The sequence below is a fragment of the Deinococcus carri genome, from assembly GCF_039545055.1.
Classification (GTDB): domain Bacteria; phylum Deinococcota; class Deinococci; order Deinococcales; family Deinococcaceae; genus Deinococcus; species Deinococcus carri.
This window is the reverse complement of sequence record NZ_BAABRP010000002.1, coordinates 48081-74020: the sequence shown is the minus strand read 5'-3', so window position 1 is coordinate 74020 and position 25940 is coordinate 48081. Positions and strand designations below refer to the sequence as shown.

Below are 25940 nucleotides of genomic sequence, written 5' to 3'. Positions count from 1 at the left end.
CGCACACAGGTCGTCACGCTGCTGAGGGCAAGGTAGCGTCCCTCTGTTCAACTTCAATAAAGCGGGGGCCCGCTCAGCACGCGGGTCCCCGGCGTGTTCGGCTTGGTCTCAGGCTTGCGCCATCTGTCGGCAGGAGTCCGCGCAGCGGCGACAGGTGTCCGCACACGTCCGCATCTGCGGGTCGTCGCCCATCGCCTCGCAGCTCTCCGCGCAGCGCTGACACACCTCCGCGCACACCCCGCACACCCGGGCGTGCAGTTCCGAGCCGCGCAGCATGAAGTCCTCGCTGGTGTGGCAGATCATCGCGCAGTCCATCAGCAGGCGGATATGGGCGGCTTCCGCGTGGTGTCCGCCCTGCTGAAGGCAGTAGTTGATCGTCTGCAAACATACGTCGTGGCAGTCGGAGCAGGCCTGAATGCAGTCCTGCATCATTGAGGGCGTGCCGTTCGTTCCCGTCTGTTGCGCGTTCGTCATGTGATCCTCCGGTGGTGTTGAGGGTTTCGGTCGGGGGTGTACGGGCGGGTGAGCGGCGTTTCTACGTCATGTCTTCCCCCTCAGCGGGCGATGATCTTGCCCCGGTACATGTTCATCCCGCAGGTGAACTCGTACTCGCCGGGCTGCGCGGGCGTCACCTCCAGCGGCACCGTCTGGTTCTCCGGGAGGTGCGCCCGCTGCCCGAAGGCGGGCAGGACGACTTCCTCCCCGCAGGTGCTGGCCTCCCGCCGGGTGAAGTTCAGCCGGACGGGCTGCCTGGCCTGCACCTCGATCACGGCGGGCTGGTACCCGCCCTTCACCGTCACGTCAACTTCCTGCATGCCACCCTCCTTCGCGTGCGCCTGCACGCTTTCCCGCCGGTACAGCCAGAAGTACCAGACGATCCACGTGATCAACCCGAGGCCCACCAGTGTGACGATCCACTGCGCCGTGCTCATGCCCTCACCTCCCGGGGGCGGAAGAACCGCAGCCGGTTCGCGTTCGTGACGACGCTGACGCTGGAAAACGCCATCGCCGCACCGGCGAGAATCGGCGAGAGCAGCACCCCGAGGAAGGGGTACAGCACCCCCGCCGCGATGGGCACGCCCACGACGTTGTACGCGAACGCCCAGAACAGGTTCTGCTTGATGTTCCGCAGGGTCGCGCGGGAGAGTTCCACCGCCGTCACCACGCCCCGCAGGCTGCCACCCACCAGCGTCACGTCCGCCGCCTCGATCGCGACGTCTGTGCCGGTGCCAATCGCGAAGCCCACGTCCGCCTGGGCGAGGGCCGGCGCGTCGTTGATGCCGTCCCCCACCATGCCGACCAGCCGCGCCCCGCGTCCACCCCGCGCCTGGCCAGGGGCGTTTTCCTGCTGGAACTGCACCACATGCCGTGCCTTGTCCTCCGGGAGCACGTCCGCCAGCACCTGGGTGATGCCCGCCTGCCCCGCGATGGCCCGCGCGGTGCGTTCGTTGTCACCGGTCATCATCACGACGTCCAGCCCTAACGCCCGCAGTGCCCGGATGGCCTCCACCGAGTCCGGCTTCAAGGTGTCCGCCACGGCGATCACCCCCGCCGGCTGGCCGTCTACCGCCACGAACATCGGGGTTTTGCCCTGATCGGCCAGTTGCTCGGCCAGCTCCCCGAAGGCCTGCCCTGCCACGCCCGCGCGGCGCATCAGCTTTGCGTTGCCCACCAGGACCCGCCGCCCCGCGACGGTTGCTTCCACCCCATGACCCGGCACGGCTTCGAACGCTTCCGGTTCACCGAGGTCGATGCTCCGCGCCTGCGCGCCGCGGACGATCGCCGCCGCCAGCGGGTGCTCGCTGCGCCGGTCGGCCACTCCGGCCAGCATCAGCAGTTCCGCCACACCGAAGTGCCCGAGGGGCCGCACCTCCGTCACCTCCGGCTTCCCCTGCGTGATGGTGCCCGTCTTGTCGAGCACCACGACGTCCAGCCGCGCGGCCGTCTCCAGCGCCTCCCCGTTCCGGATCAGCACGCCGTACTCGGCGGCCTTGCCGATGCCGACCATCAGGCCCATCGGTGTGGCGAGACCCAGCGCACAGGGGCAGGCGATAACCAGCACCGTCACGGCCGTCACGACCGCGAAGTTCAGGGCGGGTGCGGGGCCGAAGTTGAACCACGCGAGGAACGTGAGGACCGCGATGATCATCACCGTGGGCACGAAGTACGAGCTGATGACGTCCGCGAGGCGCGCGATGGGGGCCTTGCTGCCCTGCGCCTGCTGCACCAGCCGCACGATCTGCGCGAGAGCAGTGTCCTTGCCCACTTTCGTCGTGCGGAAGGTGAACGCGCCGGTCGTGTTCAGGCTGGACCCGATCACGTTATCTCCCGGGCGCTTGTCGACGGGCACGCTCTCGCCTGTCACGACACTCTCGTCCAGGGCACTCTGCCCGTCCACGATCACGCCGTCCACGGGCACCTTCTCGCCGGGCCGCACCCGCACCAGGTCGCCGACGACAACTTGCTCAACCGGCACCTCCAGCTCCTGGCCGTCCCGCACGACCCGCGCGGTTTTCGCCTGCAACTCCAGCAGCTTGCGGATCGCCGCACCTGACCGGGCCTTGGCGCGCACCTCCAGCGCCTGCCCCAGGACGATCAGGGCGATCACGATCACCGCCACGTCAAAGAACATCCCCGCAGTCCCTGCTGGGAAGAACCGGGGAGCGAGCACGGCCGCCGTGGAGTACAGCCAGGCTGCCCCGGTGCCCAGGGCGACCAGGGTGTCCATGTTCGCGTTGTGGTTGCGGAAGTTGTTCCACGCGCCGGAGAAGAACTGCCCGCCAGACCACGCCAGCACCGGCAGGGTCAGGATCGCCGCAGCCAGGCCGATGGCACGCTGATACGGCATCAGCGCTTCCCCAAAGGCCGGGTTCAGCTCCATGAACATCGTGACGAGGACGGGCACACCGACGATCACCGCGAACCAGAACTTGCGCATCAGCGTCCGGTACTCGTGGGCGCGCGCCTCCTCCTGCGGGTCCAGCCCCGAGGCCGGCACGTCCGGGGCGGCCAGCCGCAGTCCCGCCGCGTCCGCCGCTGCGACGAGGTCCGCGAGGTCAGTTCCACTCAGATGCTGCACACGGACCTGACGGGCACCCAGATCCACCTCCGCACGCACGACCCCGTTGACCTTCGACAGTGCCCCTGCCAGGTCTCTGGCATCCACGAACGGTTCCACGCCCACCACGTCCAGCGTGGTTTCACCCGTGCGGACGCCGTACCCGCCGCCCTCCACGGCGCGCTTGAGCTGCGCGAGGTCCACCTGTCCCGGGTCATACTCCACGTACGCCTTTTCCAGGGGCAGGTTCACCTCCGCGCGCTTCACGCCGTCCGTGCGCGCGAGCTGCTTCTCGACCGTTCGCACGCAGCTCGCGCAGGACAGCCCCTCCAGCGGCAGTTCCGCCTTCTCCATGCGCTGATCCCGCGTCGTCATGATCTCGCTCCTCCTCGTCAGGGCACCCCTGGCATCCCCGCTACCGTAAAGGCGACGTGTTCAGCTTCAATAAAATGAGCCGTTATGTTTTGCTTCACCCTGGCCATCGAGGCTCTGCCCCAGGCGCCGCGGCAGTCCCTGGGGCTTTATTGAAGTTGAACAGACGCCCCCTACTGTGGAGGCCATGAAACTCTTCGGGATATGCCTGAACTGGAAGGTGTTCGTCGGCCTCGCTGTCATTGCCGTGGGCCTGTACTTCGCCGTGTCCCCGGGCGCGTTCGCCGCCGCGCTGCCCTTCCTGCTGGCGGCCGCGTGCCCGCTCTCGATGCTGCTGATGATGCGCTTCATGCCCCACGGGCACCACGCCGTGAAGCCTGAACCCACCCCGCAGCCCGAGCTTGCCCCAGCGCCCGTCCCTGTTCAGGCTGCGGCCATCAGGAAGTGACATGGCGACCAAGGCACGGACAACGACCGTTGCGCCCACCTCCTGGCGCCGCCGTGTGCTGCTGCCGGCTGCCCTGCTGACCGCCGCCGTGCTGGGTGGCATGTGGTGGTGGCAGACGCAGGGGAACGACGTGGAGGCCGCGCAGCGTCTGACCGGGGACTTCCACGCGTTGCGGATGCTCCCGGATGGCCGCCTGCTGTACGGGCAGCATGCAGGCGTCTCGGTGAGTTCCGATGGGGGGAGAACCTGGGGCAACTCCGATGGCGCGGGAGACGCCATGGCGCTGGCCTCGTCCGCGCGCACCCCGGGGACGGTCGTGATGGCCGGACACGACGTCCTGAAGGTCAGCCGTGACGGGGGGCAGACCTGGCAGGACCAGTCCTTTGGGAACCTGCCGGGTACCGACATCCACGGCTTCGTGGCCCTCCCCGACCACCCGACCGTGTGGTATGCCAATCTCGCCGGGCAGGGCCTGTACCGTACGGAGAATGGCCAGGATTGGCGCTTTGTGTCTCCGGCGACTGCGGGGGCGATGGCCCTTGCGGTGGGCCCGGGAGACTTCCCACGCCTCTATGCCCTCACCATGGATGCTGGGCTGATCGTCTCGGACAACGGCACGACCTGGCAACGCGCCGGGGAGGCGCCGTCGGCGGCCGGTTCCGGCCTGGACGTTCATCCGGTGAGCGGCAACGTCTACATCGCTGGTCCAACCGGCGTGGCGCGCTCGGAGGACAAGGGGGCGAGCTGGACGAACCTGAACCTCCCGGAAGGCGCGCTGCTGGTCACGGCGGACCCGGGGGACGAAACGAAGCTGTACGCGGCTGGCGAGAGCGGCACGGTGTACCGCTCGGTGGACGGAGGGAAGACTTGGAGCAAGTGAGGACACGGCGGTGGTTGCTCATCACGGTGGGCATCGTGCTGGCGGCGCTCATCCTCGCGTGGCCGACCGTCTCCCCGGTCCTTCGGGAGGTGGCCCTGAACCTGTACCGGTTGAGCGGCTCCCTGAACGCCGCCCTGGCTGGACCCGTCACCACCCTGCGTTCCCAGACAGGCGTTTCGCTGTTCACGCCGTTCCTGCTGGGGCTGTTGGCCGCCACCGCCCCTTGCCAGCTCTCCACCGGCGCAGCGGCCCTCGCGTACGTCGCGCGGGACGGCCACGCCGGTGGAGCGTGGCCGCGCAGCCTGGCCTTCGTGGTTGCGCGCGTGCTGGTGTACCTCGCGCTGGGTGCCGTGGCTGTGTACGCCTTTGGCGGCACCATGATGGCCCCAGGCGACTTCTTCACGGGTGTCCGCCGGGTGCTGGGACCTCTGATGTTCCTCGTGGGCCTGGTGATGGTCGGTGTGATCCGCCCGCGCTTCACCGTCGGGACGCGGCTCGCCGAACGGATGGAGGAACGCGCGCGCGTGGGGCGGGGAACCCTCGGCGCGTTCGCCCTGGGTCTGGCCTTCAGTTTCGCGTTCTGCCCGACCCTCTTCCTGCTCTACTTCGGTCTGACCCTCCCCCTGGCCATCACCGCGCCACTCGGAGCGCTGTACCCCGTCGCGTTCGTGCTGGGCATGATGCTCCCCCTGCTGCTCCTGGTGGCGTTCCTGCCTGCCGGGGGTGCCAGCGAGCGGCGGGCGTACCTGGGTGGACTGCGGCGCGTCCACCGGCTGGCCACGCCCCTCGCCGGCGCTGTGGTCCTCCTCGCCGGGCTATACGACACCTTCGTCTACTGGTTGCTCTGAGCTGGGGGCGGGATGTCAGGGAACGCGCTGGTCCCATTGAACCGTACAGTTCCGGGCTGTCCACCGAGCCAGGACCTACCCGAAGGTATCGGTCCATTCACCAAACTCGGCCTGCCCTTAACCCGGAAATCCAAACACGCAGCGGTCATCGAGAGGAACCGCCCAAGGAGGGCCACGTGACCACCCCCGTTCGCATCGGCGAACTCGCCGCCGAGTTCCACCTCAACCCCAGGACCCTGCGCTACTACGAGGACATCGGCCTGCTGCCACCCGCACCGCGCACCCCCGGCGGATACCGCCACTACGATGACCAGGACCGCGTGCGCCTGCGCTTCATCACCCAGGCCAAGGCTGTCGGGCTCACGCTGGACGAGATCAAGGGCATCCTGGAGATCCGTGAGCGCGGCGATCAGCCCTGCACGCACGTGGCGCAGCTGGTGGACGACAAACTCGCGGATGTGGAGCGGCAATTACGTGCCCTGACGGCCTTCCGCGAGGAACTGCTGTCCCTGCGCGAAGCGGCACGGCTCCCTGGGGACTGCTCCGGCGAGGTGTGCGGCCTGATCGAGCGTCACGTCCGCCCTTGACCTTCCAGCGGACTGGAGGGTCTAGCCTGTCGCTCGGCACCGCATGAGCGACCCCATCATCCACGCCCGTCACCTGAAGCGCACGTACCGCGTCCCCATCCGTCGCCCCGGGCTGACGGGAGCGTTCCAGGACCTCCTGAACCCCGAGTACCGCACGGTGCAGGCGGTGCAGGACGTGACCTTCGACATCCAGCGGGGCGAGAGCGTCGCCTACCTGGGACCGAACGGCGCGGGGAAGTCCACGACCGTGAAGATGCTGGCGGGCATCCTCAAACCCAGCGGTGGGGAACTGCGCGTGCTGGACTTCCACCCGCACCGGGACCGGCAGGCGTACGTGCGGCACATCGGCGTGGTGTTCGGCCAGCGCACCACCCTGTGGTTCGACCTGGCCGTGATCGAGTCCCTGCGCCTGCTACAACGGGTGTACGGGGTACCCGAAGCCGTCTTCCAGGAACGGCTGGAACTGTTCGACGAGGTGCTGGACCTCGGGGGCCTGCTCACCACGCCCGCCCGCAAACTCTCCCTGGGCCAACGGGTCCGGGCGGACCTCGCGGCGGCCCTGCTGCACGCCCCGCCGGTGGTCTTCCTCGATGAACCCACCATCGGCCTCGATGTGAGCGTCAAGGCGCGCATCCGAGCCTTCCTGCGGCAGATCAACCGCGATCTCGGCACGACGCTGCTCCTCACCACCCACGACCTGGGAGACGTGGAAGCCATCAGCGACCGGGTGATGGTCATCGACGCGGGGCAACTGATCTTTGATGGCACGACCCGCGAACTGCGCTCAGACCTGGGCCGGGGCGACCGGGTGACGGTGGTGGCTCCGCCGAGCAGCCTGGCAGCCCTGAACGCCGCCACCAGGGAGCTGGCCGTGGCCTGGGTCGAGGAGGGCAAGGGGCGCTACAGCGCGGTGTACGACGGACGACGTGTTCGCACGCCCGATCTGGTGGCGCGGACGCTGGCCGCGGTGCCTGCCGAGGACCTTGAGCTGCGGGAGGCGAGCATCGAGGACGTGGTGCGGGAACTGTACGAACGGGGCCGACGTGCCTGAGTGGGGCGTGTACTGGGGCTTTGCGAGACTGCGGTTCTTCGATCTGATCGCCAACCGCACCCGCTTCCTGATCGGCGTTCTGTCGTACTTCATCTACGTCAGCGTGTACGCCGCGGTCTACCGCGCCATTTACGCCGGGCAGGCAAGCGTGGGCGGGCTCAACATTCGTGAAGCGCTGACGTACGTGGCGGTTGCGTGGGTGCTCAGGTCCCTCTACACCAACACGCTCGACCGGGAGGTGACGGAGGACGTGCGGCGCGGCGACATTGCCCTGTCCTTGCTGCGCCCGGTGGACTACCCCTGGTCGCGGGTGGCGAGTGCCGCCGGGGAGGCGCTGGTCAGGGCGTTTCTCTTTACGCTCCCCGCTGCGGTGGTGATCGCCAGCGTGTACCGGGTGCAGCCCCCGCAGGGCCTCGTCCCGACCCTGGGCTTTCTGCTGGGAACGCCGCTGGCCTTTCTGGTGTACGCGCAGCTCAACCTGCTCGTCGGCCTGACGGCCGTGTTCACCGAGCACACCATCGGCATTCAGCGCGCCAAGAACGCGATGGTGGACCTGCTGGGGGGCGTGCTGATCCCGCTGACGTTCTTTCCGGGCTGGGCGCAGGTGATCCTGGCCTGGCTGCCGTTCCAGGCGATCACGTATACGCCCGTCGCCATGTACCTGGGAGAGCTGAACATCCTGCGGGGCCTGCTGGTGCAGCTCGCCTGGGTGCTGGTGCTGTTCGTGGTCCTGCGGCGGCTGTGGCGCCGCGCCCTGGACCGCCTGACCGTGCAGGGAGGCTGACATGCGGAGGCAGCTTGCTCTCACACTCGCGTATGTGTCCATGCTCGCCAAGGCGCGGCTTTCCTACCGGGCGGACTTCCTGGTGCAGGTAGGGTCAGACCTGCTGCTTCAGGCGGTGGACCTCGCGTTCCTAGCGGTGGTGTTCACGCGGGTGAAGGCTCTGGCAGGGTGGTCGTTCGAGGAGGCGCTGTTCATCTACGGCTTCTTCCTGATTCCCTTCGCACTGTTCAACGCCTCGTTCGCGGCGCTCTCGGAAGTGGGCGGGCGCTACGTGGTGGGCGGGGAGCTGGACCGCGTGCTGACCCGGCCGCTGGGGAGTCTGCTTCAGGTACAGCTTGAACTGCTGCGCCCCCAGGCCCTCAACGGGGTGGTGCTGGGCCTCGTGGTGCTCAGAGTCGCCTCGGCCCGCTTGGGCTTCACGTGGTCCCCCGCCGATCTGCTCATGGCCGTCACCGGTGTCATTGGGGCGTGGCTGGTGTACGGGGGCCTGTGGGTGGCGGTGGCGAGCACCAGCTTCTGGACGCAGGAGCGCGGGATCGGCTTCTTCCCGGTCTTCTACAACACCATCAACTTCTCGCGGTACCCGCTGACCCTGTATCCGGGGGCCCTGCGGTTCCTGCTGACGTTCGTGCTCCCTTACGCCTTCATGGCGTTCTACCCGGCGGCGGGCTTGCTGCGAGGGGAATATACGTTGTTCGGGTGGCTGACCCTGCCAGTCGGTCTGGTGGTCTTCGGCATCGGCCTGCTGGTCTGGCAGCGGGGGCTGGCGCGGTATGAAGGTGCGGGGGCCTGATCCCAGGGCGTCCGGCACAGGTGAGCAGGACGACGTAAAGTCCTGTGGTCGTCTACCCCAACGAAGCGGGACGCCCGGGGGTGGTATAAGGAATCTGCTCCCGAGCGCAAAGTGAAGCGATTTCACAAGCGGGGGGAAAATGTACCGCACACCCCCGCCCTCAAGGAAGGCGTGGGGTCTATCCAATAGAATAGATGGGTGACGACTCTGGCCGTTCCCGGCGTCCTTGACCAGCTCAAGGCGCTTTCCCACGAGATTCGGTATGACCTGATCCGGCACCTCGCTGGGGGCGAGCGCTGCGTGTGTGATCTGGAAGCCCTGTTGGAACTGCCGCAATCCAAGGTGTCCTACCACCTGGGTATCTTACGGGAGGCTGAGTTGGTCACCGCCGAGCAGCGCGGCAAGAACACCTACTACACCCTGCGGCAGGATCAATTGTTCCGGTTGGGTGGAGCGCTTCTGAACGAGATTTTTACTGGCTCGCCCAGCTTGACGCATCAAAGTAAATCCATATGCTGAAAGCATGACCCGTGTCCTGATCCTCTGTACCCACAACTCCGCCCGCTCGCAGATGGCCGAAGCCCTCACCCGTGCTGCGACACAGCGCCTGGGCCTCGACCTCGACGTGCAGTCCGCTGGCACAGAAGCCACCCGCGTGAAGGACGATGCCAAGACCGTCATGCAGGAGATCGGCCTGAGCCTGGAAGGGCACACCAGCAAGACGCTCTACGACGTGCCCGACCCTCAGAACTTCGATTACGTGGTGACGGTGTGCGACTCGGCTGCCGAGGCGTGCCCGGTGTACCCCGGCAAGACCACCCGGCGGCACTACCCGTTCGTTGACCCCAGTGGGGGAAGCCTCGACCGCTGGCGGGAGGTGCGCGACCAGTTGGGGCACCAGTTCGACGCCTTCGTGCAGGCGCTCAAGGACGGGCAGCCCGCGCCCGCCAGTTACGAAGACAGCCCCGCTGTGAACGCGCAGTAAGCCCGATGCTGCTTGCTGTTCTGATCTTCCTGTTCACCCTGGTCCTGGTCATTTGGCAGCCCCGGGGCCTCGGCATCGGCTGGAGTGCCTCCCTGGGTGCTGTTCTCGCCCTGCTCACTGGCGTTGTCCACCTCGCGGACATTCACGTGGTGTGGGACATCGTCTGGAACGCGACCATCACCTTCGTCGCCCTCATCATCATCAGCCTGATCCTCGACGAAGCTGGGTTCTTCCGCTGGGCCGCCCTGCACGTGGCGCGCTGGGGCGGCGGGCGCGGCCCCCTGCTGTTCGCGCTGGTGATCCTGCTGGGCGCGGCGGTGAGTGCCCTCTTCGCCAACGACGGCACGGCGTTGATCCTCACGCCCATCGTGCTCGCCATGCTCACCGCGCTGGGCTTCCGGCCCGCCGCCACCCTGGCCTTCATCCTCGCCACCGGCTTCATCGCGGACAGTGCCAGCCTGCCCTGGTCATCAGCAACCTGGTGAATATCGTCAGCGCCGACTACTTCAACCTGAACTTCGGGCAGTACGCCGGGGTCATGGTGCCGGTGGACCTGGCGGCGATCCTCGCCAGCCTGGGCGTCCTGTACCTGATGTTCCGCCGCGACCTGCCCGAGCGGTACGATCCGGGCACGCTGGAAGCGCCTGAGAGCGCTCTCCGCGACCCGAACGTCTTCCGGGTGGGCTGGATCGTCCTCGGGGTGCTGCTGGTGAGGTACTTCGCCGCTGGACCGCTGGGGGTGCCGGTCAGTGCGCTCGCCGTCCTCGGCGCGGCCCTGCTCTGGATCGTCGCGGCGCGTGGGCACGTCGTGAGTACCCGGAACGTCCTGAAGGGCGCGCCCTGGCAGATCGTGATTTTCTCCCTGGGGATGTACCTGGTCGTGTACGGCCTGCGGAATGCTGGGTTGACCGACCTGCTGGCGGGTGTGCTTGACCGGCTGGCTCAAGGGGGTCTCTGGACCGCCACCCTGGGGACTGGCTTCCTCACCGCCCTCCTCGCCAGCGTGATGAATAACATGCCCAGCGTCCTGATCGGCGCGCTCGCCATCGATGCGAGTCAGGTGACCGGCGCGGTCAAGCAGGGCATGGTCTACGCCAACGTCGTCGGCAACGACTTGGGGCCGAAGATCACGCCCATCGGCAGCCTCGCCACGCTGCTGTGGCTGCATGTGCTCGCCAGCAAGGGGGTCCGCATCGGGTGGGGTCAGTATTTCAAGGTCGGTATCGTCCTCACGCTGCCTGTGCTGCTGGTCACGCTGGCGGCCCTCGCGCTGCGCCTGAGTGTGGGCGGTTGAGATGCAGGTTCTGATACCTGAATCCCGTTTCCGGCTGCTCAGCCTTCTGGGCCTCGTCCCGCTCGTCGCCCTGGTGTCCTTCCTCGTGACGGGTGCATGGCCTGCCGCCGCTCGCGTGTTCGTTGCCTACGTCTTGCTCAGCGTTCCCCTGTTCCCACTGGACGGACGAGATTTATACCAGCGTGCCCCTGCTGTTTGCGGCGGGCGACGTGTCCGATGACGTCTACCGCCAGCTCGCCACCAGCGTTGGGGCAGGCACCCGCGCTGCTATGAGCGCTGAGCGTGCGCTGGAGCTCGAAAGCGAGACGGCCTCTGGCTAAGTGGGCTGGGGAGAAGCGCGCTTCTCCCCAGCCCATCGTATTGACAAATCTGAATCTCTCTATCAGTATACATCTATGGATTTCAATACGACAGCAGAGGTGTTCAAGGCGCTGGGCGATCCCCACCGCCTGAAGGCCCTGCACTTCCTCGCCACGGCCACGCCGGAGTGTTGCCAGAACGGGGAAGGCGTCTGTGCCTGCGACCTTGTGACCTCCCTGGGCCTGGCCCAGCCCACCGTCAGCCACCACATGCGCCTGCTAGTCCAGGCGGGCCTCGTCACCGCCAAGAAACGGGGCCGCTGGATGCACTACGCCCTGAGTGCGGCGGGCCTCCAGACCGTGCAGACCCTTCTCGACGGGCTGAAGGCTCAGGCCGCTCCTGTGTCCACCTGCGCCACGTCCGCTGCCCGCTCCCCAGCCCAGGCTTCCTAGCCGCCCCTCACCCATCAGGAGACGCCATGAACACCCTCTGGTTGCTGTTCGTCGCCCTCGCCCGTCCCGCAGAACTGCGCCGGGAAGCCGACCACGAGCGCCTGGTTCGCCAGGCCCGGCCTGAACGGGTGAAGCATTCCCGGTGGCCCCTGTTCCACCCTGTCGCCCCGCAGCCCACGCCCTGCCCCCCCTGCTGAAGGAGCCTGCCATGACCCAGACCATTCCCGGCCTTGCTGACCACACCACCACGCACACCCTGCTCGATACCCTGCGTGCCCAGCCGCAGCGGCCCCTCGAATTCCACCTGCACGGTGAACGGCTCGTCCCTCCCGGTTACCATGTCACTGAAGTCAAGGCGGTGACGGTCGAATCTATGGACTGCGGCGGGAAGGCAAATGCCTGGCGCGAGACGATCATTCAACTGATGGACGGCAGCGCCGAGGAAGCACAGGCTGGATTCATGACCAACCGCAAGTTCCTCGCCATCTACGACCGGGTGGTGAAGCACATCTCCGTGCGGGATGAGGCGGAAGTGCGCTTCGAGTACGGCAACAGCGTGACGTCCGCGATGCAGTACCACGTCACGCACATCGAACCCCAGGCAGAGCGGGTCATCGTTCATCTGCGGACGCCGGGCGTGCAGTGCAAGGCCGGGGACGCCTGCGGCCAGCCCACCACCTCAGCGGAAGCCGAGGATGCCTGCGCGCCCGGCAGCGGTTGCTGTGGCCCAGCGACCACGGACCTCATCACGCTGGGCTGATGCCTGACCCGGTTCCCGGCCAGCGCCCGCTCGTGAGGACGCTGGCCGTTCTCTCCACCGTTAGTTACGGCGCGCTGTACTACGCCCAACTCCTTCTCGGGGATGTGTCAGGGAAGGTGCGCTGAGGTGCAAAGAGGTAGAAATTTACCCATTCATCCCCCAACTCAGGCTGCCAGAGGCCACCAAAACTGCCGCCACTGTCCAAAAGCGGTACATTTCTCCCCCCGCTTGTGAAATCGCTTCACTTTGCGCTCGGTAGCAGATTCCTTAAACCACCTCTCGCCCGGCCGGGCCTGCCCTTCTCCGGCAACCCCACGCATCCCCTCTGCAGCGCGCCAGATCAGGACACTGCTGCTCAGACCCGGTGGCCTTAACTTGCCTGCCCTCACTCCCCGTCCATCGGTTCAGGCTTGGTGTGCGGGCGGCACCCGCCCGAGGCTCGCAGGAGTTCGAACGTGACGACGGTGAGCAGGGCCAGTTGCACGAATGGCACCACACCGACTCCCAGACCCGGCACCCGTGGCATCAGGGGGCTGTACGACCACCAGCCCAGCGCGTGCGATACCCACTCGCCCACGACTGCGGCCAGGAGACCTCCCACAAAGATCAGCACGACGTCCAGCCCGTCACGGCGGCACACCCACCACGCGTCCCGATGCGCCCACGCCAGCGCGCCATACGCGGCTGCGGAGAAGGCGGCGTCACCCAAGGACGCTGCAGCGCACAGCGCCCAGGAGCCAGGCGACCAGTTCATCCCCTGAAAGAGCGGCATTTGCAGCATCTCCCAGGCGAAGTTGAGGCCGAAGGCGACACTGGAGGTTCTGGCGAGGATCCTCTTGACTGGGGGCCGGACCGTGGTCACGTGCCACCCTCCAGGTCGGGTGTGGCGGCGAGCGTCACCAGCAGGCCGCCCAGCCGCCGTTCCTGCACCCTCACGGCAAAGCCCGCCGCGCCCAGCAGCTCAGCCGTACGCCGGTTCGGGTGGCAGCCGACCACATGATCGAAGGCCGGGTCGATCAGGTCGGCCACCAGGCCCAGCCACGGGTGTGGGGGGCGCACATGCTCCAAGGCGAGAAGCTGGCCGCCGGGTCGCAGCACCCGCCGCACCTCGGCAAACAGCCCCACCGGGTCCGGAATCCCGCACAGGCCCAGGTAACTCACGACCGTGTCGAAGCGGGCGTCCTCGAACGGCAGGGTCTGGAAGTCACGCTGCATCAGGTGCACCGGGAACGGCAGGGCCAGGCTCTTCTCGTGCGCCTCGTGCAGCATCGCGCCACTCAGGTCCAGCGCGGTGAGGCTGTGCAGGGCGTTCAGGTAGTGCGCGAACGTCGCGCCGGTCCCCACCCCGAGTTCCAGCACGTCCCCACGCGCTTGAGCGCACAACCCGGAGCGCAGTTCGTCCAGCATCTGCGTACGGGTCGCAGCGTCGTACCGGGAAGCGGCGCGGTCGTAGAGGCGCTGGACACGCTGTGCGTTCGCCATGGCGGTCCTCCCTGCTCAAAAGAAAGGGGCGCGCCCCTCAACAGCTCAACTTACTGCCCCTGGACGTTGTTCGCGCTGTCCGTGGGCTGGGAGACTCCCCGCACCACCTCGCTCGCCTGGCCGCCGGTGTTCAGCGCCACGTCGGCCTGTGCCACCATCCCGCAGCAGCCACCCTGGTTGTCCACCACGGCAACGCGGCGCACCTGGTTGTCCTCCATCTTGCGGCAGCAGTCATCCACGCTGTCTTCCGGTGTGACCGTCACGACCGGCGTGGACATGCAGTCGCCTGCCGTCATGGTGCTCACGTCCCCGCCCTGGGCGACGCCCCGCAGGGCAATGTCGCGGTCCGTGATCATCCCGATCGGCTTTTTGCTGCCCTGATCCTCAACAACAGGGATGCAGCCGCAGTCGTGATCGGCCATCATCTGCGCAATCTCGGGCAGCGGCGTGTCCGGCGTGCAGCAGGCGGGGTTGCTGGTCATGACGTCTCGTACCTGCATATCGTCCTCCTTGAACAGGGCTGGAACCAAAAAGCCCAATCTCTACAGTGCGGGATGAAGGGTGGGCGTGGGTGAAGTGGTCCTCAGGCGGGCTTTAGCGCGAGGCAGGGAGCACGTCGCCGCTGGTCGCGTGAATCCGCAGGGTGCCAGCCCGAGTTCCCCGGAGGTAGCGGACCTGGTAGACCTCGCCTGAGCGGTCGACACCCGTGATCCGCACCGGCCCGCCCGTGGACTGTCCTTGCAGAAACGCCCGCGCGACCGCTTCGATCGCGGTGCGGCCGAGGTCCGGGGCGGGGTCAGCGGGTCCGCCCATCATGGGCATGCTTCCGGCCCCACCCATGCCCTGCATCATCTGCATACACGCCTGCATCATGTCTCCGCCCTGCCCCATGCCCTGGGTCGTGGTGCCCTGGGCGAGCGCGCCGGACAGCACCAGCACCGCGGTGAGAACAGCTCGCTTCATGGAACCTCCCGTGGTCCGGTTGAACGGCCGGACGGGATCAACGTACCTGCACTCTGTTCAGCGTCAATAAAGTAGGGCGGGCGCAGGTGCCCCAGACTTCAGTCCTCGTGCCGGTGTACAGCGCTCTCTTGGTCCACCCACACGTTTGGGATGCACGGCGCTCAGGAGGCCACTTCATCGGCGGTGCGCACCCAGGCATTCTTCCGCTGCCGCCACACCAGGGTGTAGGGCTACGCTTCGGGCATGCCCAGCGCCGCACAGGACGTCCCGCCGTTCGTGGAACGCCGGATGCCGGCGCATACCGGTATTCGCATGCGGGCCAGCGTCGAGTTTCATTACACCCGGGGAGAGGTGCTGTGCCGCGAGGCGCTTCCAGGTCACGCCGCCGTCAGTGCTGCCACAGAGGCCCTTCCCAGCTTCCCAGGCGGGGTGAGGCCAAGGTTGTTGCGGGCCACCGCGTACCCTGGCAGGTCCGTGCCGCCCAGCCCTCTGGGGTTTCGGTTCGTCCGCCGCTTCCCGCTTGGGGAGGTGGCGTACACGTTATGGCCGGCGATGACCATGGTCTTCTCAGCCTGCTGGATATTCATTGCGCCGAAATTGGCTTTGTCCAGCCGCTCCTGCCAGGTCGCCCTCTGGTCGCTGCTGACCCGCACACCGTCATGGCGGCCGAACAAGGAGGCAGCCGACGGGAAGCCACACCAGGGCTTGGGCGTCTGGCACACGGACCGGGTTGGCTGCTTTCCCTTGAGGTCCATGCGTGCTGGAGCCGACAGGGACAGCGCAGCAAGCCGGGTGGAGCCTCGCTTCACGGCCGTCCCTGTCACAGCTGTGTTCAGCTTTGATAAACCGTACCCGGTCACGCAGCGCTGCGGCGCCTTTCCCCCTGACGTTTAGCTTTATCGGAGTTTTACAGAGGGCCGGTACGGTGGGAACGTGACGAAAGCGAGCAGGAAACCCAACGTGAAATTCACCTCTGCGCCGCCACGCCGGAGTCCCTGGCTGGGGGTGCTGGTGGGCGCCGCCGTGCTGGCGTTGATCGGCGGGGCCTGGTGGTCCCGTTCCGGCGGCGAAGCCGGAGGGCTGGGCCAGACGTTCCCCAACCAGGGGCAGGAGCACATCGCTGTCGGCGCCCAGCACCCCGCGTACAACTCCTTCCCCGCCACCAGCGGCCCGCATTACGTCCAGCCCCAGCCCTGGGGCACCTTCGTGTACGAGATCGCGCCGGAGACCCTGGTGCACAACCTGGAGCACGGCGGCGTGGTGATCCAGTACAACCCGTCCTTGCTGAAGGGGGACGTGGGCAAGCTGGAGGACATTCAGCGGCGCTTCCCGAACAAGACGGTCGTCGCGCCGAACTCGCAGCTCAAGGTGCCGCTGGCCCTCACCGCCTGGCGCCGGCTGTACACCCTGGACACCCTGGACGAGGCGAAGATCGTCGAGTTCATCGAACGGTACAAGAACCGTGCCCCCGAACGCTTCCCCGACTGAACCGCGCCGGCCAGGACAGGTCCGGCGCTGGTTGCCCCCGGTGCTGGCCGCGGTTGTGGTGGCGGTTCTGGCCGTCGCCCTCCTGCAGCCCAACAAGGGACCCGCGTCACCGCTGGTGGGCAAGCCCGCCCCGGACTTCACGCTCATCACGCTTGACGGCAAGCCCTTTCGTCTGCGTGACCATCTGGGTGAGCCGGTGGTCGTGAACTTCTGGGCCTCATGGTGCATTCCCTGCCGGGAGGAAGCCCCCCTGCTGGGGGAGTTCGCGCGGGACGCCCGGAACCTCACGATGGTTGGCGTGGTGTTCCAGGATCAGCCGGAGGCCGCGCGGGCCTTTGTCCGGGAGTTCGCCGTGCCTTACCCCAGCGTGCTCGATCCGCAGTCACGCGTCGCGATCGACTACGGCGTCGCGGGGATTCCCGAAACGTTTTTCATCGACACGAACGGTGTGGTTCAGGAGAAGCACAATGGACCCTTCACGCCTGAAGCCCTCCGGGCCAGTGCCCGGCGGATCGGGGTGCGGTTCTGAGGGGCTTCGGGAACCTGCTGGAGCCCCTGACCGGCTGACATACTGGGGGACGCATGACCACAGTGCTGGTGGTGGACGACGAACCAAGCGTGCGCAAGGTCGCGGCGGCCTACCTGGAGCGCGAGGGGTTCCAGGTGCAGACCGCCGCTGACGGTTTGGACGGCCTGCGGCAGGCGGAGGCGGGCGGCCTCGCGCTCGTGGTGCTGGACGTGATGCTGCCGAAAATGAACGGGCTGGAGGTGTGCAAACGGGTGCGGGCGTCCTCGAACGTGCCCATCATCCTGCTCACCGCCCGTGGGGAGGAGTTCGACCGGGTCCTGGGCCTGGAACTGGGCGCGGACGACTACGTGGTCAAGCCGTTCAGCCCCCGGGAACTGGTCGCGCGCGTGAAGGCGATCCTGCGCCGCACCTCCGGCGAGGCCGCCCCCCTCCCGGTCATGTACGAGGACCTGCGGGTGGACCCGATGACGCGCACGGCGAGCCTCGCCGGGCAGGCACTGGACCTGAGCGCCCTGGAGTTCGACCTGCTGTACGAACTCGCCAGGGCGCCGGGGCGGGTGTTCACCCGCAACGAGCTGATCCGCCGGGTGTGGGGGGAGGATTTTCCCGGGGTGGACCGGGTGGTGGACGTGCACCTGGTGAGCCTGCGCAAGCGCCTGGGGGAGTCCGGGCAGGCGCCGCGCTTCATTCACGCCGTTCGGGGAGTGGGCTACCGCTTTGGCCGGGCCGAGTAGGCCCGGGAGGGCTGCGGTCGGGCTGGGGCTGAGGGCGAAGCTGCTGCTCTCGTACCTGGCGGTGATTGCGCTGGCCGCGACAACGATGATCATGATTGCCGAGTGGACCGCGCCGCTCTTCTATCGCACGCACATTGAGCAGATGGTGCAGATGTTCGGCATCCGCAACATCCCGGAAATGCGCCGGCAACTGTCCGAGGGCTTCACCGGCGCGTTCGGGAGTGCGCTGGCCGTCGCCAGCTTCATGACGCTGCTGGTGGCGCTGGCCGTCAGTGCCTGGGTCAGCCGCCAGATTCTGCGGTCCGTGAAACGCGTCAGCCACGCCAGCACCCGCATCGCGGCGGGGCACTACGCCGAGCGGCTGCCGGAGATGGGCGGGGATGAGCTGGGGGAGCTGACCAGCAGCTTCAACCGCATGGCGGAAGCCCTGGAGGCGACCGAGGTGCGCCGCCGGGAACTGATCGGCACGGTCGCGCACGAGCTGCGCACCCCCCTGACCGGCATGCGCGGCCTGACCGAGGGGCTGCTGGACGGTGTGTTCCGCCTCGAGGAGGCCGGGCCGGACCTCATCCGGGAAATCCGGCGGCTGGAGCGGCTGACGCAGGACCTGTCGCTCGTCACGCAGGCGGAAGCGGGCGTGATTCCGGTGGTGCCGCGTCCCGTCATGCTGGCGGAACTCGCCCGCGCCGCCTGCGCGCAGTTCGAGCGGCCGTTCGCGAACAAGGGACTCTCCCTCACCCTCGACGTGCAGCGCGATGTCCAGGTATTCGTGGACCCGGACCGGTTCACCCAGGTGCTGGTGAACCTGCTGTCGAACGCCCTGCGGCACACGCAGCGGGGCGGCGTGACCGTCCGGGTGGACGGGAACGGAAGGGCCGGATGGGTGGACGTGCAGGACACGGGGGAAGGCATTGCCCCGCACGACCTGCCGCACGTCTTCGAGCGCTTCTACCGCTCCGATCAGTCGCGCGCGCGGGACGCGGAGGAGAGCGTCGGGGCGGGGGTCGGTCTCACCGTGTCGCGTCACCTCGTCGAGGCGATGGGAGGAGGCATCCAGGTGACGAGCACCGAGGGCGAGGGGGCCACCTTCACCGTGGAACTGCCGGCCGCCCTCCCCCGGGCAACCGGAGGTGCCAGAGGGGCATAAGCACGTGCCACCCTGGCGAGATCAGGTGATCTGCGTAGGCTGTGGCCCTTCAGGTCACGTTGCTCAAAGGGCGGGGTGACGCCCTGCGGCACCAGCTATGAATATTCATATGAACAGTCCATGAAGAGATGTGGCATGCTTACTCCTGTCCATGCGTACCCAACTCATGCTCCTGCTGCTGGCCGGTGCCAGTGTCGCTGCGGCCACGGAAGAGTCGCTCCCGCTCCCCGTGGCCGTTCCGCTTGAAATGCCTGCCGCCGTGCCTGGAACACCCCCAGGCACGGCGGTGATCTGGAAGGTGCAGCGGGGCGAGACGCTCTACGGCATCGCGCGCCGGTACGGCATCAGCCTGGCCGACCTGCTGGCGCTGAATCCGGCCATGGATGCCAGGCAGCCCCTCATGGTCGGCCGTGCCCTGGTGGTGCCCGCTTCCGGTGCCGTGCAAGCCGCTCTCCCTGGACCGGTCCCACCGCCGCCTGCGCCGCTGGAAACCGGCGGGCCTTCCCTGGCCCCCGTGGCCGATCCGGACGTGCGCGCAGAGTTGAATGTGCGGTGGGTGCTGCCCGTGTCCGGTGCACGGCTGACCAGCGAGTTCTCGCCGCAGCACCCGGGCCTTGACCTGGCCGCCCCCAGCGGCACGCCGGTCCTGGCCGCCGCAGCGGGGGTGGTCACGGAATCCCGGCTGGACACCCGCACCGGATGGGGCTGGACGGTCGTCGTCGACCACGGGAACGGCTGGCGCACCCGTTACAGCCACAACAGCGAGAACATCGCCCAGGTGGGCGATCAGGTCGAGGCCGGTCAGTGGATTGCCCGGGTGGGCAGCACCGGCAACAGCACTGGACCTCACCTCGACTACCGGGTCCTGGTGGCGGGGACGCCGGTGAATCCACTGGAATTGCCTCACGTTCCACCCGAGCAGTTCGCGGCGCGCTGAGGCCCTGCCCGGCCGCGCCCCTGCCCCAAGCTCCGCTGAAGGAGGCGGATGTCTTCCCGCCGAGAGGGGGCCGGGCCGCTCCGGCGTGGGTTGAACACCCACCCGGTTGCCTGTGGGGAACCGGCTGATCAGGGAAGATAGACGGCTGCGTTACTGGGCGCGAGAGACAGCGCGGGCCACGCCTCTTTTCAAGCCCCTTCAGTACAGGCTGAATGGGTTGATGGGCTGCCCCTGCACGGTCACGCGGTAATCCAGGTGGGGGCCGGTGCTGTTGCCGGTACTCCCGACCCGGCCGATCACCTGTCCGGCTTCCACGCGGCTGCCCACCGGGACAAGATTCGCGGAATTGTGGCTGTAGCGGGTCTGCAGGCCGTTCCCATGGTCCACGACCAGCGTCCAACCCCACCCGCTCTGGGCGTCGAAGCGGGACTCGGTCACCACGCCGGGGGCGGCAGCGCGGATGGGCGTGCCGGTCGGCGCGGCCAGGTCCACCCCCTCGTGCCCGTCACGGAAGGGCGTGGTGACGCGGCCGGTCACGGGCATGACCGGCGTGACGCGAATGGACGCTGGCCGGACGACGGGGGTGGCCGAGGACCGCGGAGCGCCGGCCCACCGGGACGGCAAGGTGAGCTTCTGACCGACCTGCAGGGGGCGCTGCGGGTCCAGGCCGGGATTGGCCGACACCAGGGCGGCCAGGGTGGTCCCCTCACGCCGGGCAATCGCCGAGAGGGTATCGCCGGGCCGGACCGTCCACAGGCGGGTGGGTGTGGGTGGCAGCGTGACGCGCGTTCCCGTCTTCAGGACACCCTGCGGCAGGGCCGGGTTGGCACCCGTCAGGACCTGGGGGGTGGTGCCGTACCGGACGGCCAGACGGTTGAGGGTGTCGCCCGGTTGTGAACTCACCGTCGCTGCGGCAGCGACAGGGAGACTGAACAGGACGAGGGCAAGCAGCAGTTGACGACGCATGAATGGGGGTCAGCTTGCCCCACCTGTGTAAAGATTGCGTAAAGATCGCGGTAGGTTCGGCCGCTCGGACCTGCAAACGTCCGTCGTGGCGCGGCAAAAAGCGCGTGCCCCCGGCAGGAGGCACGCGCGTCAGAGGGACGCTTTACGTCCCGCGCTTCATCAGCCACAGGCGGAAGTCGTACGCCTCCGTCGCCTGATCGCGGACGATATCCCGGGCAAGCTTCAGGACGCGGACATCGCTGCTCTTCTGCAACGCCAGGGTGGCCATATCAATGGCGGAAACGTGATGGGGAATCATGCCCTGCACAAAGGCCACATCCGGATTCTTGGCCTTCTTCACCATGTCGGCCATGCCGCTCATGCTGCTCTTCATCATGTTCGCCATGGCCGCGTCACTGCCGCCATAGCTCCTGAGCAGCGTGTTCATCTGCTTGATTTCGCTCTCCTGCGCCTTGATGATCGCGTTCGCCCAGCGCTTCACAGTGGCGTCCTTGCTGACCGGCAGCACCGCACGGGCCATATCCACGGCCATCTGGTGGTGCGGGACCATCATGCTCAGAAAGGCCCGGTCAAACGCCTTCCCCCCCAGCTTCTCCAGGCCGCTCATGTCCATCTGCATGGTCATGCCGCTTTGCCCCGACATGCCGCTCATGGTGCTGTGATCCATTCCGCCCATGCTGCCCTGCGCGAAGCCCACCCCGCTGACGCTGAGGACGGCCATCAAAAGAAGGTTCCGTTTCATGGCCGGAAGATAGTGGGGCCCTGTAAAATTCGTGTAAAGCCGGGCAGCGAGCCTCTGCCGGGACCTTTACAGCAGCTTTACAGAGGCTCCGTAGTGTGGCGGTGGGCTGGCCCCGCTCAGCCCATACGGAGGCGGAATGGACCCGGTATTCCTGAAGATCGGCAATTTCACGATTGCCTGGTACGGCGTGCTGATCACGCTGGGCATCGTGGCGGGCGTGTGGGTGGGCACGAGGATGGCCCGCGAGCGCGGCCTGAACGTGAACCTCTTCAACGACATGATCCTGTGGATGATCATCTGGGGGCTGGTGGGAGCGCGGCTGGTGTTCGTGCTGACCTCCTGGCACCAGTTCGCGGGTATCCCCTTTCCACGGGTCCTCTTCGACATCGTCAACCTCCGGGCGGGCGGGATCAGCATCCACGGCGGGCTGATCGGCGGGATTCTGGTCCTGATCTACTACACCCGGCGCTACCGGCTCAATTTCTACCGGTACGCCGACCTGTGCGTGCCCGGCGTGGCCTTTGGGATCATCGGCGGACGGATCGGCAACATCATGAACGGGACGGACACGGTCGGGCGCGTGACCGGCTGGCCCATCGGGTTCCGCTGGCCCAATTCCGCCCGCGCCTTCCACGAGGGCATGTGCATTCCCAACCCCAACCCCGACCTCGACCTCTCCAAGTACTGCCAGGAGATCGGTGGGCAGATCGTGATGACGGCGCCCGTCCACTTCACCCAGCTCTACGGCGTGATCATCGGCATCATCCTGTCGGTCGCCGCCTTCTTCTGGCTGCGGTCGCGCCGAGCGGGCTGGGCCTTCTGGCAGTTCTGGCTGTGGTACTCCATCCTGCGCGCCGGGTGGGAGGAAACCTTCCGCCTCAACCCCCTGCCGCTCAAGACCTATCTCAACCAGGGCCTCACCGCGCCGGGCATCGGCCTCTTCACCGAGACGCACCTGATCAGCATCCCGCTCATTCTGGTGAGCCTGTGGATGCTGTGGCGGATACGCCATCAACCGAACCCAGGTGACAGAGCGGGCACCACCTCCAAGGTCGGACCTTCTTCCCCTTCGGAGCACCCATGACCGACCTGCCTGTTCCTCAGGATTGCCGAAAATGCCCTGCTCATGGGTCAACCCGAGGAGTGAACCCACGGGCTGGCCTCTCCTCGCAAGCCTCCGTCGTCGCCGGTGATGCTGACCGCCTGGAATACCCATGCGGTGGGCGACCTGGCGGACCCCGGCGTACCGCAGTTCATCGACCGGGACAAGCCGGGACTGGGAACGCCGGAGCGGGGCGCGACGTGTTCCGGTGGGGACGGGGGCACCGGATGAACGTCCGGGGCTGGGGGGAGGGCGGATGGCTGTTGTTCTGATCGTGGACGACGACCCGGCCATCCTGGAGATTCTCACCGCGTACCTGGCGGCAGAGGGACACTCGGTGATGATCGAGGACGACGGCCTGGCGGCCCTGCCGCTGCTGGCCCGGGCCGACGTGGCGATCATCGACTGGATGCTGCCGGGCATGAGCGGGGTGGAACTCACCGCCCACGCCCGCCGCGAACACCCGCAGTTGCCGGTGCTGCTGCTCACCGCCCGGGGTGAGGTGGAAGACCGTCTGGCGGGCCTGAACGCCGGTGCCGACGATTACGTGGTCAAGCCGTTCAGCCCACGGGAGGTGGTGGCCCGGGTGCGGGCGCTGCTGCGCCGGGTGGGCGTGCGGGAGCGTATCGAGGCGGGACCGCTCACCCTGGACCTGGCTGGCCGGTCCGCCACCCTGCACGGCCAGCCGCTCTCGCTCTCGCGCACCGAGTTCGACCTGCTGACGACGCTGGCGCAGCACCCCGGGCTGGTCTGGTCACGGGAGCGGCTGGTGGAGCGCGTGTGGGGGCCGGACTACCCCGGCGTGACGCGGGTCGTGGACATGCACATCACCGCGCTGCGCCGCAAACTCGGGGATGACGCGGACGCGCCGACGTTCATCGAGACGGTGCGGGGGCTGGGGTACCGTTTCCGGGAGGACTGAATGCGCCTGTTCCCCCGCCTGCTGCTGAACCACCTCGTCGTCGTGACCGTCACGGCGTCCATGCTGCTTATCGTTGCGGAGCTGTCCGCTCAGCCCTTTATCCAGCATCACGTGGCGCAGATGATGGAACTGATCGGAACGCAAGGCAACCACATGCGCTCGGATCTGACCAACGGCATGCGTCTTACCCTGACACGCGCCCTGCTCGCGGCGCTGCCGCTGGCGCTGCTCGTCGCGGTCCTGACCGCCTGGGTCGCGGCGCGGCGGGTGACCGCCTCGGTGCGTCACCTTCAGGCGGGAAGCCGGGCGATTGCCAGCGGCCAGTACGACCGCCGCCTGCCGGAAGACGGGGAGGACGAACTCACGGAACTCGCGCGCAGTTTCAACACCATGGCGGGCGCCCTCGCGCGGGTCGAGCAGACGCGCGCGGAACTGATCGGCAATGTCGCCCACGAACTGCGCACCCCCGTCGCTGCCGTGCGCGGGTACGCGGAGGCGGCGCAGGACGGCATTCTCCCCGCCGACAAGGCCCTGGCGGCGATTGCCCGGGAGGTCGCGGGCATGGAACGCCTCACGCACGACCTCAGCCTGGTCAGCCGCGTCGAGGGTGGGCGGGTCGAGCTGCACCTGAGGAGCGTCCCGCTGGGGGACCTGCTCCGTCAGGCCCAGGACCGCTTCCACCTGGCCTTCGAGGACCGCGGCGTCACCCTGGAGGTGGAGCGGCCCGCCGCCGATGTCGTGGTGTGGGTGGACGCCCAGCGCGCGCAGCAGGTGCTTGCCAACCTGCTGAGCAACGCGCTGAAGCACACGCCGGCAGGCGGAACGGTGCGGGTCTGGGCGGGCGTGCACGGTGCCGAGGTCACCGTCGCGGTCGCAGACACCGGCAGCGGCATCGCGCCCGAACACCTGGACCGCGTGTTCGAACGGTTTTACCGGGTGGACGCCGCCCGCACCCCGGGGGAAGGCAGCGGCGTGGGCCTGACCATCGCCCGCGGCCTCGCGCGGGCGATGCAGGGCGACCTGACCGCGACCTCCGTGCCCGGGCAGGGGAGCACCTTCCGCTGGACCGTCCCGCTGAGTCCCGCAGCGGCCTGACGGCCGCACGGGAGGGGGGACATCCGCCTTGTGCCCGGCCTCCTCACGGTTGCTGCTCAACATCGCTTCCCTGCAGGCGGCCTCTGGGCGACAATGTGCTTCACGACTGGAGGCTCCCCGTCATGACGTCACCCCCACCCACGCTCAGCACGCATCCCGCCCTGTTTTTGCACGGTTTGACCCTGGAGGGGGGCTGGCGTGTCACCGGACGGGCGACCACAGTCAAAGGGCAGCCCGCCGGGGGGCACCAATCCGTGGGGTACTTCGTCGAGCGCGAAGACGGGCACCTGGGGTTTCTGAAAGCCATCGACCTATCGGGCATCATTCAGGCCAGAAACGTGATGCGCGCGCTTCAGGAGGTCACCGAGCAGTTCAACTTCGAGGTGAGCCTGCTCGAGCACTGCAGCGACATGCGCCTGAGCCGGGTCGTCCACGCGATTGCTCACGGTGAACACCGCATCCCGGGCGCCCTCATCCCGGTGCCGTACATCGTGTTCGACCGGGCTGACGGGGACGTCCGCGACCATCTGGAAGCGACGGCCGTCGACGACGTCTGGCTGCTGAGGTGCATCCACCATGTGGCGGTGGGCCTGCACCAGCTCCACACCGCCAGGTTCGCGCACAACGACGTCAAGCCGGCCAACGTGCTGGTGTTCGAGGCGCTGGGGTCAAAGATCGGGGACCTGGGGACCGCGGTGGACGCCTCCGGGACTTCCCCGCATGGCAGCAAAGCGTTCGCGGGCAGCTGGGACTGCGCGCCTCCGGAAGTGCCGTACCTCGCCGAGCAGGCGGACGCCTGGCAGCATGGCCGGCGCTGCGACCTGTACATGCTGGGCGGCCTGATCACGTTTCTCTTCACGCATCAGCACTTCAACACCTTCCTGAAGCGGGAGTTGCCGGAGGAACTGCTGCCGCTCTTCTGGGGCGGGGACTTCACCGGGCCTTTCGAGGAAGCCCTGCCGCACCTGCTGGCGGCCTTCGACCGCGCCGCCCGTGAGGTGGAGGGGGCGCTCCGGCCACGCCTGCATCCCAGTGTCGCTGGCGAGGTGACGCGCAGCATCCGGGAACTCTGCCACCCGGACCCCGCGCGCCGGGGGCATCCCCGCAACCTGTCCGGCCTCAACCCACTCGGGCTGGAGCGGTACATCAGCCTGTACGACCGACTGGCGATGAAAGCCAGCCTCGCGCGGAAACGGGGGAGCAGGCCGTGAGTTTGCCCGC

At 67.7% G+C, this 25940-nt stretch carries 33 protein-coding genes and 2 pseudogenes; 25 read left to right on the top strand and 10 right to left on the bottom strand.

What is annotated here, in order from left to right; genetic code table 11:
* Nucleotides 1-108 precede the first annotated feature (108 nt).
* The 3 genes from ABEA67_RS05350 to ABEA67_RS05340 all read right to left on the bottom strand — a co-directional run bounded on the left by ABEA67_RS05350 (nucleotide 109) and on the right by ABEA67_RS05340 (nucleotide 3433).
* Complete coding sequence (locus tag ABEA67_RS05350; RefSeq protein WP_345462061.1) at nucleotides 109-474, bottom strand: four-helix bundle copper-binding protein; 366 nt, start codon at nucleotides 472-474, stop codon at nucleotides 109-111.
* 80 nt (nucleotides 475-554) lie between these two features.
* Nucleotides 555-932 carry a cupredoxin domain-containing protein gene (locus ABEA67_RS05345; protein WP_345462058.1) on the bottom strand — a complete coding sequence of 126 codons (378 nt, stop codon included), beginning with the start codon at nucleotides 930-932 and terminating at the stop codon, nucleotides 555-557.
* Nucleotides 929-3433, bottom strand: a complete 2505-nt coding sequence (locus tag ABEA67_RS05340) for a heavy metal translocating P-type ATPase (RefSeq protein ID WP_345462055.1) — start codon at nucleotides 3431-3433, stop codon at nucleotides 929-931. The genes ABEA67_RS05345 and ABEA67_RS05340 overlap by 4 nt, the downstream gene beginning before the upstream one ends.
* Before the next feature lie 184 nt (nucleotides 3434-3617).
* Between ABEA67_RS05340 and ABEA67_RS05335 the strand changes: the two genes are divergently transcribed.
* The 15 genes and pseudogenes from ABEA67_RS05335 (at nucleotide 3618) to ABEA67_RS05265 (ending at nucleotide 12737) form a co-directional block, all read left to right on the top strand.
* The gene (locus ABEA67_RS05335) at nucleotides 3618-3878 is read left to right on the top strand and encodes a DUF2933 domain-containing protein (RefSeq protein WP_345462052.1); all 261 of its coding nucleotides are present in this window, start codon (nucleotides 3618-3620) and stop codon (nucleotides 3876-3878) included.
* 55 nt (nucleotides 3879-3933) lie between these two features.
* Entirely contained in the window at nucleotides 3934-4758 is an 825-nt protein-coding gene (locus tag ABEA67_RS05330) for a WD40/YVTN/BNR-like repeat-containing protein (protein ID WP_345462049.1), read from the top strand.
* Nucleotides 4755-5606 carry an urease accessory protein UreH domain-containing protein gene (locus ABEA67_RS05325; protein WP_345462564.1) on the top strand — a complete coding sequence of 284 codons (852 nt, stop codon included), beginning with the start codon at nucleotides 4755-4757 and terminating at the stop codon, nucleotides 5604-5606. The genes ABEA67_RS05330 and ABEA67_RS05325 overlap by 4 nt, the downstream gene beginning before the upstream one ends.
* A 176-nt stretch (nucleotides 5607-5782) precedes the next feature.
* Complete coding sequence (locus tag ABEA67_RS05320) at nucleotides 5783-6193, top strand: heavy metal-responsive transcriptional regulator (RefSeq protein WP_345462046.1); 411 nt, start codon at nucleotides 5783-5785, stop codon at nucleotides 6191-6193.
* Between the two features lie 43 nt (nucleotides 6194-6236).
* Nucleotides 6237-7244, top strand: a complete 1008-nt coding sequence (locus ABEA67_RS05315; protein WP_345462043.1) for an ABC transporter ATP-binding protein — start codon at nucleotides 6237-6239, stop codon at nucleotides 7242-7244.
* Nucleotides 7237-8028 (top strand): ABC transporter permease, encoded by a 792-nt coding sequence (locus tag ABEA67_RS05310; RefSeq protein WP_345462040.1) that lies wholly within the window; start codon nucleotides 7237-7239, stop codon nucleotides 8026-8028. Before ABEA67_RS05315 ends, ABEA67_RS05310 begins: the two co-directional genes overlap by 8 nt.
* A gap of 40 nt (nucleotides 8029-8068) precedes the next feature.
* A complete protein-coding gene (locus ABEA67_RS05305) occupies nucleotides 8069-8821 on the top strand; it encodes an ABC transporter permease (RefSeq protein WP_345462561.1) in 753 nt (250 codons plus the stop codon).
* A 207-nt stretch (nucleotides 8822-9028) separates the two neighbouring features.
* Nucleotides 9029-9340, top strand: a complete 312-nt coding sequence (locus ABEA67_RS05300) for an ArsR/SmtB family transcription factor (protein WP_425557157.1) — start codon at nucleotides 9029-9031, stop codon at nucleotides 9338-9340.
* A gap of 4 nt (nucleotides 9341-9344) precedes the next feature.
* Nucleotides 9345-9806, top strand: coding sequence for an arsenate reductase ArsC (locus ABEA67_RS05295; RefSeq protein WP_345462035.1), 462 nt, complete (start codon nucleotides 9345-9347; stop codon nucleotides 9804-9806).
* Between the two features lie 5 nt (nucleotides 9807-9811).
* Nucleotides 9812-11100, top strand: a pseudogene (locus tag ABEA67_RS05290) (arsenic transporter).
* 161 nt (nucleotides 11101-11261) lie between these two features.
* Nucleotides 11262-11420: pseudogene (locus ABEA67_RS05285) on the top strand (thioredoxin-disulfide reductase); the annotation flags it as partial.
* A 75-nt stretch (nucleotides 11421-11495) separates the two neighbouring features.
* Nucleotides 11496-11852 carry an ArsR/SmtB family transcription factor gene (locus tag ABEA67_RS05280; RefSeq protein ID WP_345462032.1) on the top strand — a complete coding sequence of 119 codons (357 nt, stop codon included), beginning with the start codon at nucleotides 11496-11498 and terminating at the stop codon, nucleotides 11850-11852.
* 26 nt (nucleotides 11853-11878) lie between these two features.
* Nucleotides 11879-12049 carry a hypothetical protein gene (locus tag ABEA67_RS05275; protein ID WP_345462029.1) on the top strand — a complete coding sequence of 57 codons (171 nt, stop codon included), beginning with the start codon at nucleotides 11879-11881 and terminating at the stop codon, nucleotides 12047-12049.
* A gap of 11 nt (nucleotides 12050-12060) precedes the next feature.
* Complete coding sequence (locus ABEA67_RS05270) at nucleotides 12061-12612, top strand: DUF6428 family protein (RefSeq protein ID WP_345462026.1); 552 nt, start codon at nucleotides 12061-12063, stop codon at nucleotides 12610-12612.
* Entirely contained in the window at nucleotides 12612-12737 is a 126-nt protein-coding gene (locus ABEA67_RS05265) for a hypothetical protein (RefSeq protein ID WP_345462023.1), read from the top strand. The genes ABEA67_RS05270 and ABEA67_RS05265 overlap by 1 nt, the downstream gene beginning before the upstream one ends.
* Before the next feature lie 260 nt (nucleotides 12738-12997).
* Here the strand turns inward: ABEA67_RS05265 and ABEA67_RS05260 are convergent, their stop codons facing one another.
* From ABEA67_RS05260 to ABEA67_RS05240, 5 genes are all read right to left on the bottom strand, one after another.
* The gene (locus tag ABEA67_RS05260; protein ID WP_345462020.1) at nucleotides 12998-13474 is read right to left on the bottom strand and encodes a hypothetical protein; all 477 of its coding nucleotides are present in this window, start codon (nucleotides 13472-13474) and stop codon (nucleotides 12998-13000) included.
* Nucleotides 13471-14094 (bottom strand): class I SAM-dependent methyltransferase, encoded by a 624-nt coding sequence (locus tag ABEA67_RS05255; RefSeq protein ID WP_345462017.1) that lies wholly within the window; start codon nucleotides 14092-14094, stop codon nucleotides 13471-13473. Before ABEA67_RS05255 ends, ABEA67_RS05260 begins: the two co-directional genes overlap by 4 nt.
* 50 nt (nucleotides 14095-14144) lie before the next feature.
* Nucleotides 14145-14594, bottom strand: coding sequence for a CBS domain-containing protein (locus tag ABEA67_RS05250; protein WP_345462014.1), 450 nt, complete (start codon nucleotides 14592-14594; stop codon nucleotides 14145-14147).
* A 94-nt stretch (nucleotides 14595-14688) separates the two neighbouring features.
* Nucleotides 14689-15057, bottom strand: a complete 369-nt coding sequence (locus tag ABEA67_RS05245; RefSeq protein WP_345462011.1) for a hypothetical protein — start codon at nucleotides 15055-15057, stop codon at nucleotides 14689-14691.
* Between the two features lie 377 nt (nucleotides 15058-15434).
* Nucleotides 15435-15731, bottom strand: a complete 297-nt coding sequence (locus ABEA67_RS05240; protein WP_345462008.1) for a hypothetical protein — start codon at nucleotides 15729-15731, stop codon at nucleotides 15435-15437.
* Between the two features lie 286 nt (nucleotides 15732-16017).
* Here ABEA67_RS05240 and ABEA67_RS05235 point away from each other — a divergent pair, with 286 nt between their 5' ends.
* From ABEA67_RS05235 to ABEA67_RS05215, 5 genes are all read left to right on the top strand, one after another.
* Complete coding sequence (locus ABEA67_RS05235) at nucleotides 16018-16545, top strand: thioredoxin-like domain-containing protein (protein ID WP_345462005.1); 528 nt, start codon at nucleotides 16018-16020, stop codon at nucleotides 16543-16545.
* 40 nt (nucleotides 16546-16585) lie between these two features.
* On the top strand, nucleotides 16586-17074 hold the full coding sequence (locus ABEA67_RS05230) for a TlpA family protein disulfide reductase (RefSeq protein WP_345462002.1): 489 nt from the start codon (nucleotides 16586-16588) through the stop codon (nucleotides 17072-17074).
* Between the two features lie 53 nt (nucleotides 17075-17127).
* A complete protein-coding gene (locus tag ABEA67_RS05225) occupies nucleotides 17128-17808 on the top strand; it encodes a response regulator transcription factor (protein ID WP_345461999.1) in 681 nt (226 codons plus the stop codon).
* Complete coding sequence (locus ABEA67_RS05220) at nucleotides 17792-18955, top strand: sensor histidine kinase (RefSeq protein ID WP_345461996.1); 1164 nt, start codon at nucleotides 17792-17794, stop codon at nucleotides 18953-18955. The genes ABEA67_RS05225 and ABEA67_RS05220 overlap by 17 nt, the downstream gene beginning before the upstream one ends.
* Before the next feature lie 151 nt (nucleotides 18956-19106).
* Nucleotides 19107-19892 (top strand): M23 family metallopeptidase, encoded by a 786-nt coding sequence (locus ABEA67_RS05215; RefSeq protein WP_345461993.1) that lies wholly within the window; start codon nucleotides 19107-19109, stop codon nucleotides 19890-19892.
* A gap of 198 nt (nucleotides 19893-20090) precedes the next feature.
* Here the strand turns inward: ABEA67_RS05215 and ABEA67_RS05210 are convergent, their stop codons facing one another.
* Both ABEA67_RS05210 and ABEA67_RS05205 read right to left on the bottom strand, forming a co-directional pair.
* Nucleotides 20091-20858: a peptidoglycan DD-metalloendopeptidase family protein gene (locus tag ABEA67_RS05210; protein ID WP_345461990.1), complete on the bottom strand. Its 768-nt coding sequence runs from the start codon at nucleotides 20856-20858 to the stop codon at nucleotides 20091-20093.
* A 142-nt stretch (nucleotides 20859-21000) separates the two neighbouring features.
* Nucleotides 21001-21600 (bottom strand): DUF305 domain-containing protein, encoded by a 600-nt coding sequence (locus ABEA67_RS05205; RefSeq protein ID WP_345461987.1) that lies wholly within the window; start codon nucleotides 21598-21600, stop codon nucleotides 21001-21003.
* 136 nt (nucleotides 21601-21736) lie between these two features.
* Between ABEA67_RS05205 and ABEA67_RS05200 the strand changes: the two genes are divergently transcribed.
* The 5 genes from ABEA67_RS05200 (at nucleotide 21737) to ABEA67_RS05180 (ending at nucleotide 25930) form a co-directional block, all read left to right on the top strand.
* Nucleotides 21737-22684: a prolipoprotein diacylglyceryl transferase gene (locus tag ABEA67_RS05200; RefSeq protein WP_345461984.1), complete on the top strand. Its 948-nt coding sequence runs from the start codon at nucleotides 21737-21739 to the stop codon at nucleotides 22682-22684.
* A gap of 105 nt (nucleotides 22685-22789) precedes the next feature.
* Nucleotides 22790-22933: a thioredoxin-like domain-containing protein gene (locus ABEA67_RS05195; RefSeq protein WP_345461981.1), complete on the top strand. Its 144-nt coding sequence runs from the start codon at nucleotides 22790-22792 to the stop codon at nucleotides 22931-22933.
* Nucleotides 22934-22958: 25 nt separating this feature from the next.
* Entirely contained in the window at nucleotides 22959-23624 is a 666-nt protein-coding gene (locus ABEA67_RS05190) for a response regulator transcription factor (RefSeq protein ID WP_345461978.1), read from the top strand.
* Nucleotides 23625-24719 carry a sensor histidine kinase gene (locus tag ABEA67_RS05185; RefSeq protein WP_345461975.1) on the top strand — a complete coding sequence of 365 codons (1095 nt, stop codon included), beginning with the start codon at nucleotides 23625-23627 and terminating at the stop codon, nucleotides 24717-24719.
* A 122-nt stretch (nucleotides 24720-24841) separates the two neighbouring features.
* On the top strand, nucleotides 24842-25930 hold the full coding sequence (locus ABEA67_RS05180; protein WP_345461972.1) for a protein kinase domain-containing protein: 1089 nt from the start codon (nucleotides 24842-24844) through the stop codon (nucleotides 25928-25930).
* The last annotated feature ends 10 nt before the right edge of the window (nucleotides 25931-25940 follow it).

Excerpts from the sequence above, each read along its gene's own strand:
- ABEA67_RS05245 (WP_345462011.1), bottom strand. The coding sequence starts at position 15,057 with ATGAAGCGAGCTGTTCTCACCGCGGTGCTGGTGCTGTCCGGCGCGCTC.
- ABEA67_RS05210 (WP_345461990.1), bottom strand. The coding sequence starts at position 20,858 with ATGCGTCGTCAACTGCTGCTTGCCCTCGTCCTGTTCAGTCTCCCTGTC.
- ABEA67_RS05275 (WP_345462029.1), top strand. The coding sequence starts at position 11,879 with ATGAACACCCTCTGGTTGCTGTTCGTCGCCCTCGCCCGTCCCGCAGAA.
- ABEA67_RS05225 (WP_345461999.1), top strand. The coding sequence starts at position 17,128 with ATGACCACAGTGCTGGTGGTGGACGACGAACCAAGCGTGCGCAAGGTC.
- ABEA67_RS05250 (WP_345462014.1), bottom strand. The coding sequence starts at position 14,594 with ATGCAGGTACGAGACGTCATGACCAGCAACCCCGCCTGCTGCACGCCG.
- ABEA67_RS05315 (WP_345462043.1), top strand. The coding sequence starts at position 6,237 with ATGAGCGACCCCATCATCCACGCCCGTCACCTGAAGCGCACGTACCGC.
- ABEA67_RS05200 (WP_345461984.1), top strand. The coding sequence starts at position 21,737 with ATGGACCCGGTATTCCTGAAGATCGGCAATTTCACGATTGCCTGGTAC.
- ABEA67_RS05180 (WP_345461972.1), top strand. The coding sequence starts at position 24,842 with ATGACGTCACCCCCACCCACGCTCAGCACGCATCCCGCCCTGTTTTTG.
- ABEA67_RS05295 (WP_345462035.1), top strand. The coding sequence starts at position 9,345 with ATGACCCGTGTCCTGATCCTCTGTACCCACAACTCCGCCCGCTCGCAG.
- ABEA67_RS05255 (WP_345462017.1), bottom strand. The coding sequence starts at position 14,094 with ATGGCGAACGCACAGCGTGTCCAGCGCCTCTACGACCGCGCCGCTTCC.
- ABEA67_RS05340 (WP_345462055.1), bottom strand. The coding sequence starts at position 3,433 with ATGACGACGCGGGATCAGCGCATGGAGAAGGCGGAACTGCCGCTGGAG.
- ABEA67_RS05215 (WP_345461993.1), top strand. The coding sequence starts at position 19,107 with ATGCGTACCCAACTCATGCTCCTGCTGCTGGCCGGTGCCAGTGTCGCT.
- ABEA67_RS05280 (WP_345462032.1), top strand. The coding sequence starts at position 11,496 with ATGGATTTCAATACGACAGCAGAGGTGTTCAAGGCGCTGGGCGATCCC.
- ABEA67_RS05345 (WP_345462058.1), bottom strand. The coding sequence starts at position 932 with ATGAGCACGGCGCAGTGGATCGTCACACTGGTGGGCCTCGGGTTGATC.
- ABEA67_RS05350 (WP_345462061.1), bottom strand. The coding sequence starts at position 474 with ATGACGAACGCGCAACAGACGGGAACGAACGGCACGCCCTCAATGATG.
- ABEA67_RS05335 (WP_345462052.1), top strand. The coding sequence starts at position 3,618 with ATGAAACTCTTCGGGATATGCCTGAACTGGAAGGTGTTCGTCGGCCTC.
- ABEA67_RS05190 (WP_345461978.1), top strand. The coding sequence starts at position 22,959 with ATGGCTGTTGTTCTGATCGTGGACGACGACCCGGCCATCCTGGAGATT.
- ABEA67_RS05305 (WP_345462561.1), top strand. The coding sequence starts at position 8,069 with ATGCTCGCCAAGGCGCGGCTTTCCTACCGGGCGGACTTCCTGGTGCAG.
- ABEA67_RS05205 (WP_345461987.1), bottom strand. The coding sequence starts at position 21,600 with ATGAAACGGAACCTTCTTTTGATGGCCGTCCTCAGCGTCAGCGGGGTG.
- ABEA67_RS05265 (WP_345462023.1), top strand. The coding sequence starts at position 12,612 with ATGCCTGACCCGGTTCCCGGCCAGCGCCCGCTCGTGAGGACGCTGGCC.
- ABEA67_RS05185 (WP_345461975.1), top strand. The coding sequence starts at position 23,625 with ATGCGCCTGTTCCCCCGCCTGCTGCTGAACCACCTCGTCGTCGTGACC.
- ABEA67_RS05270 (WP_345462026.1), top strand. The coding sequence starts at position 12,061 with ATGACCCAGACCATTCCCGGCCTTGCTGACCACACCACCACGCACACC.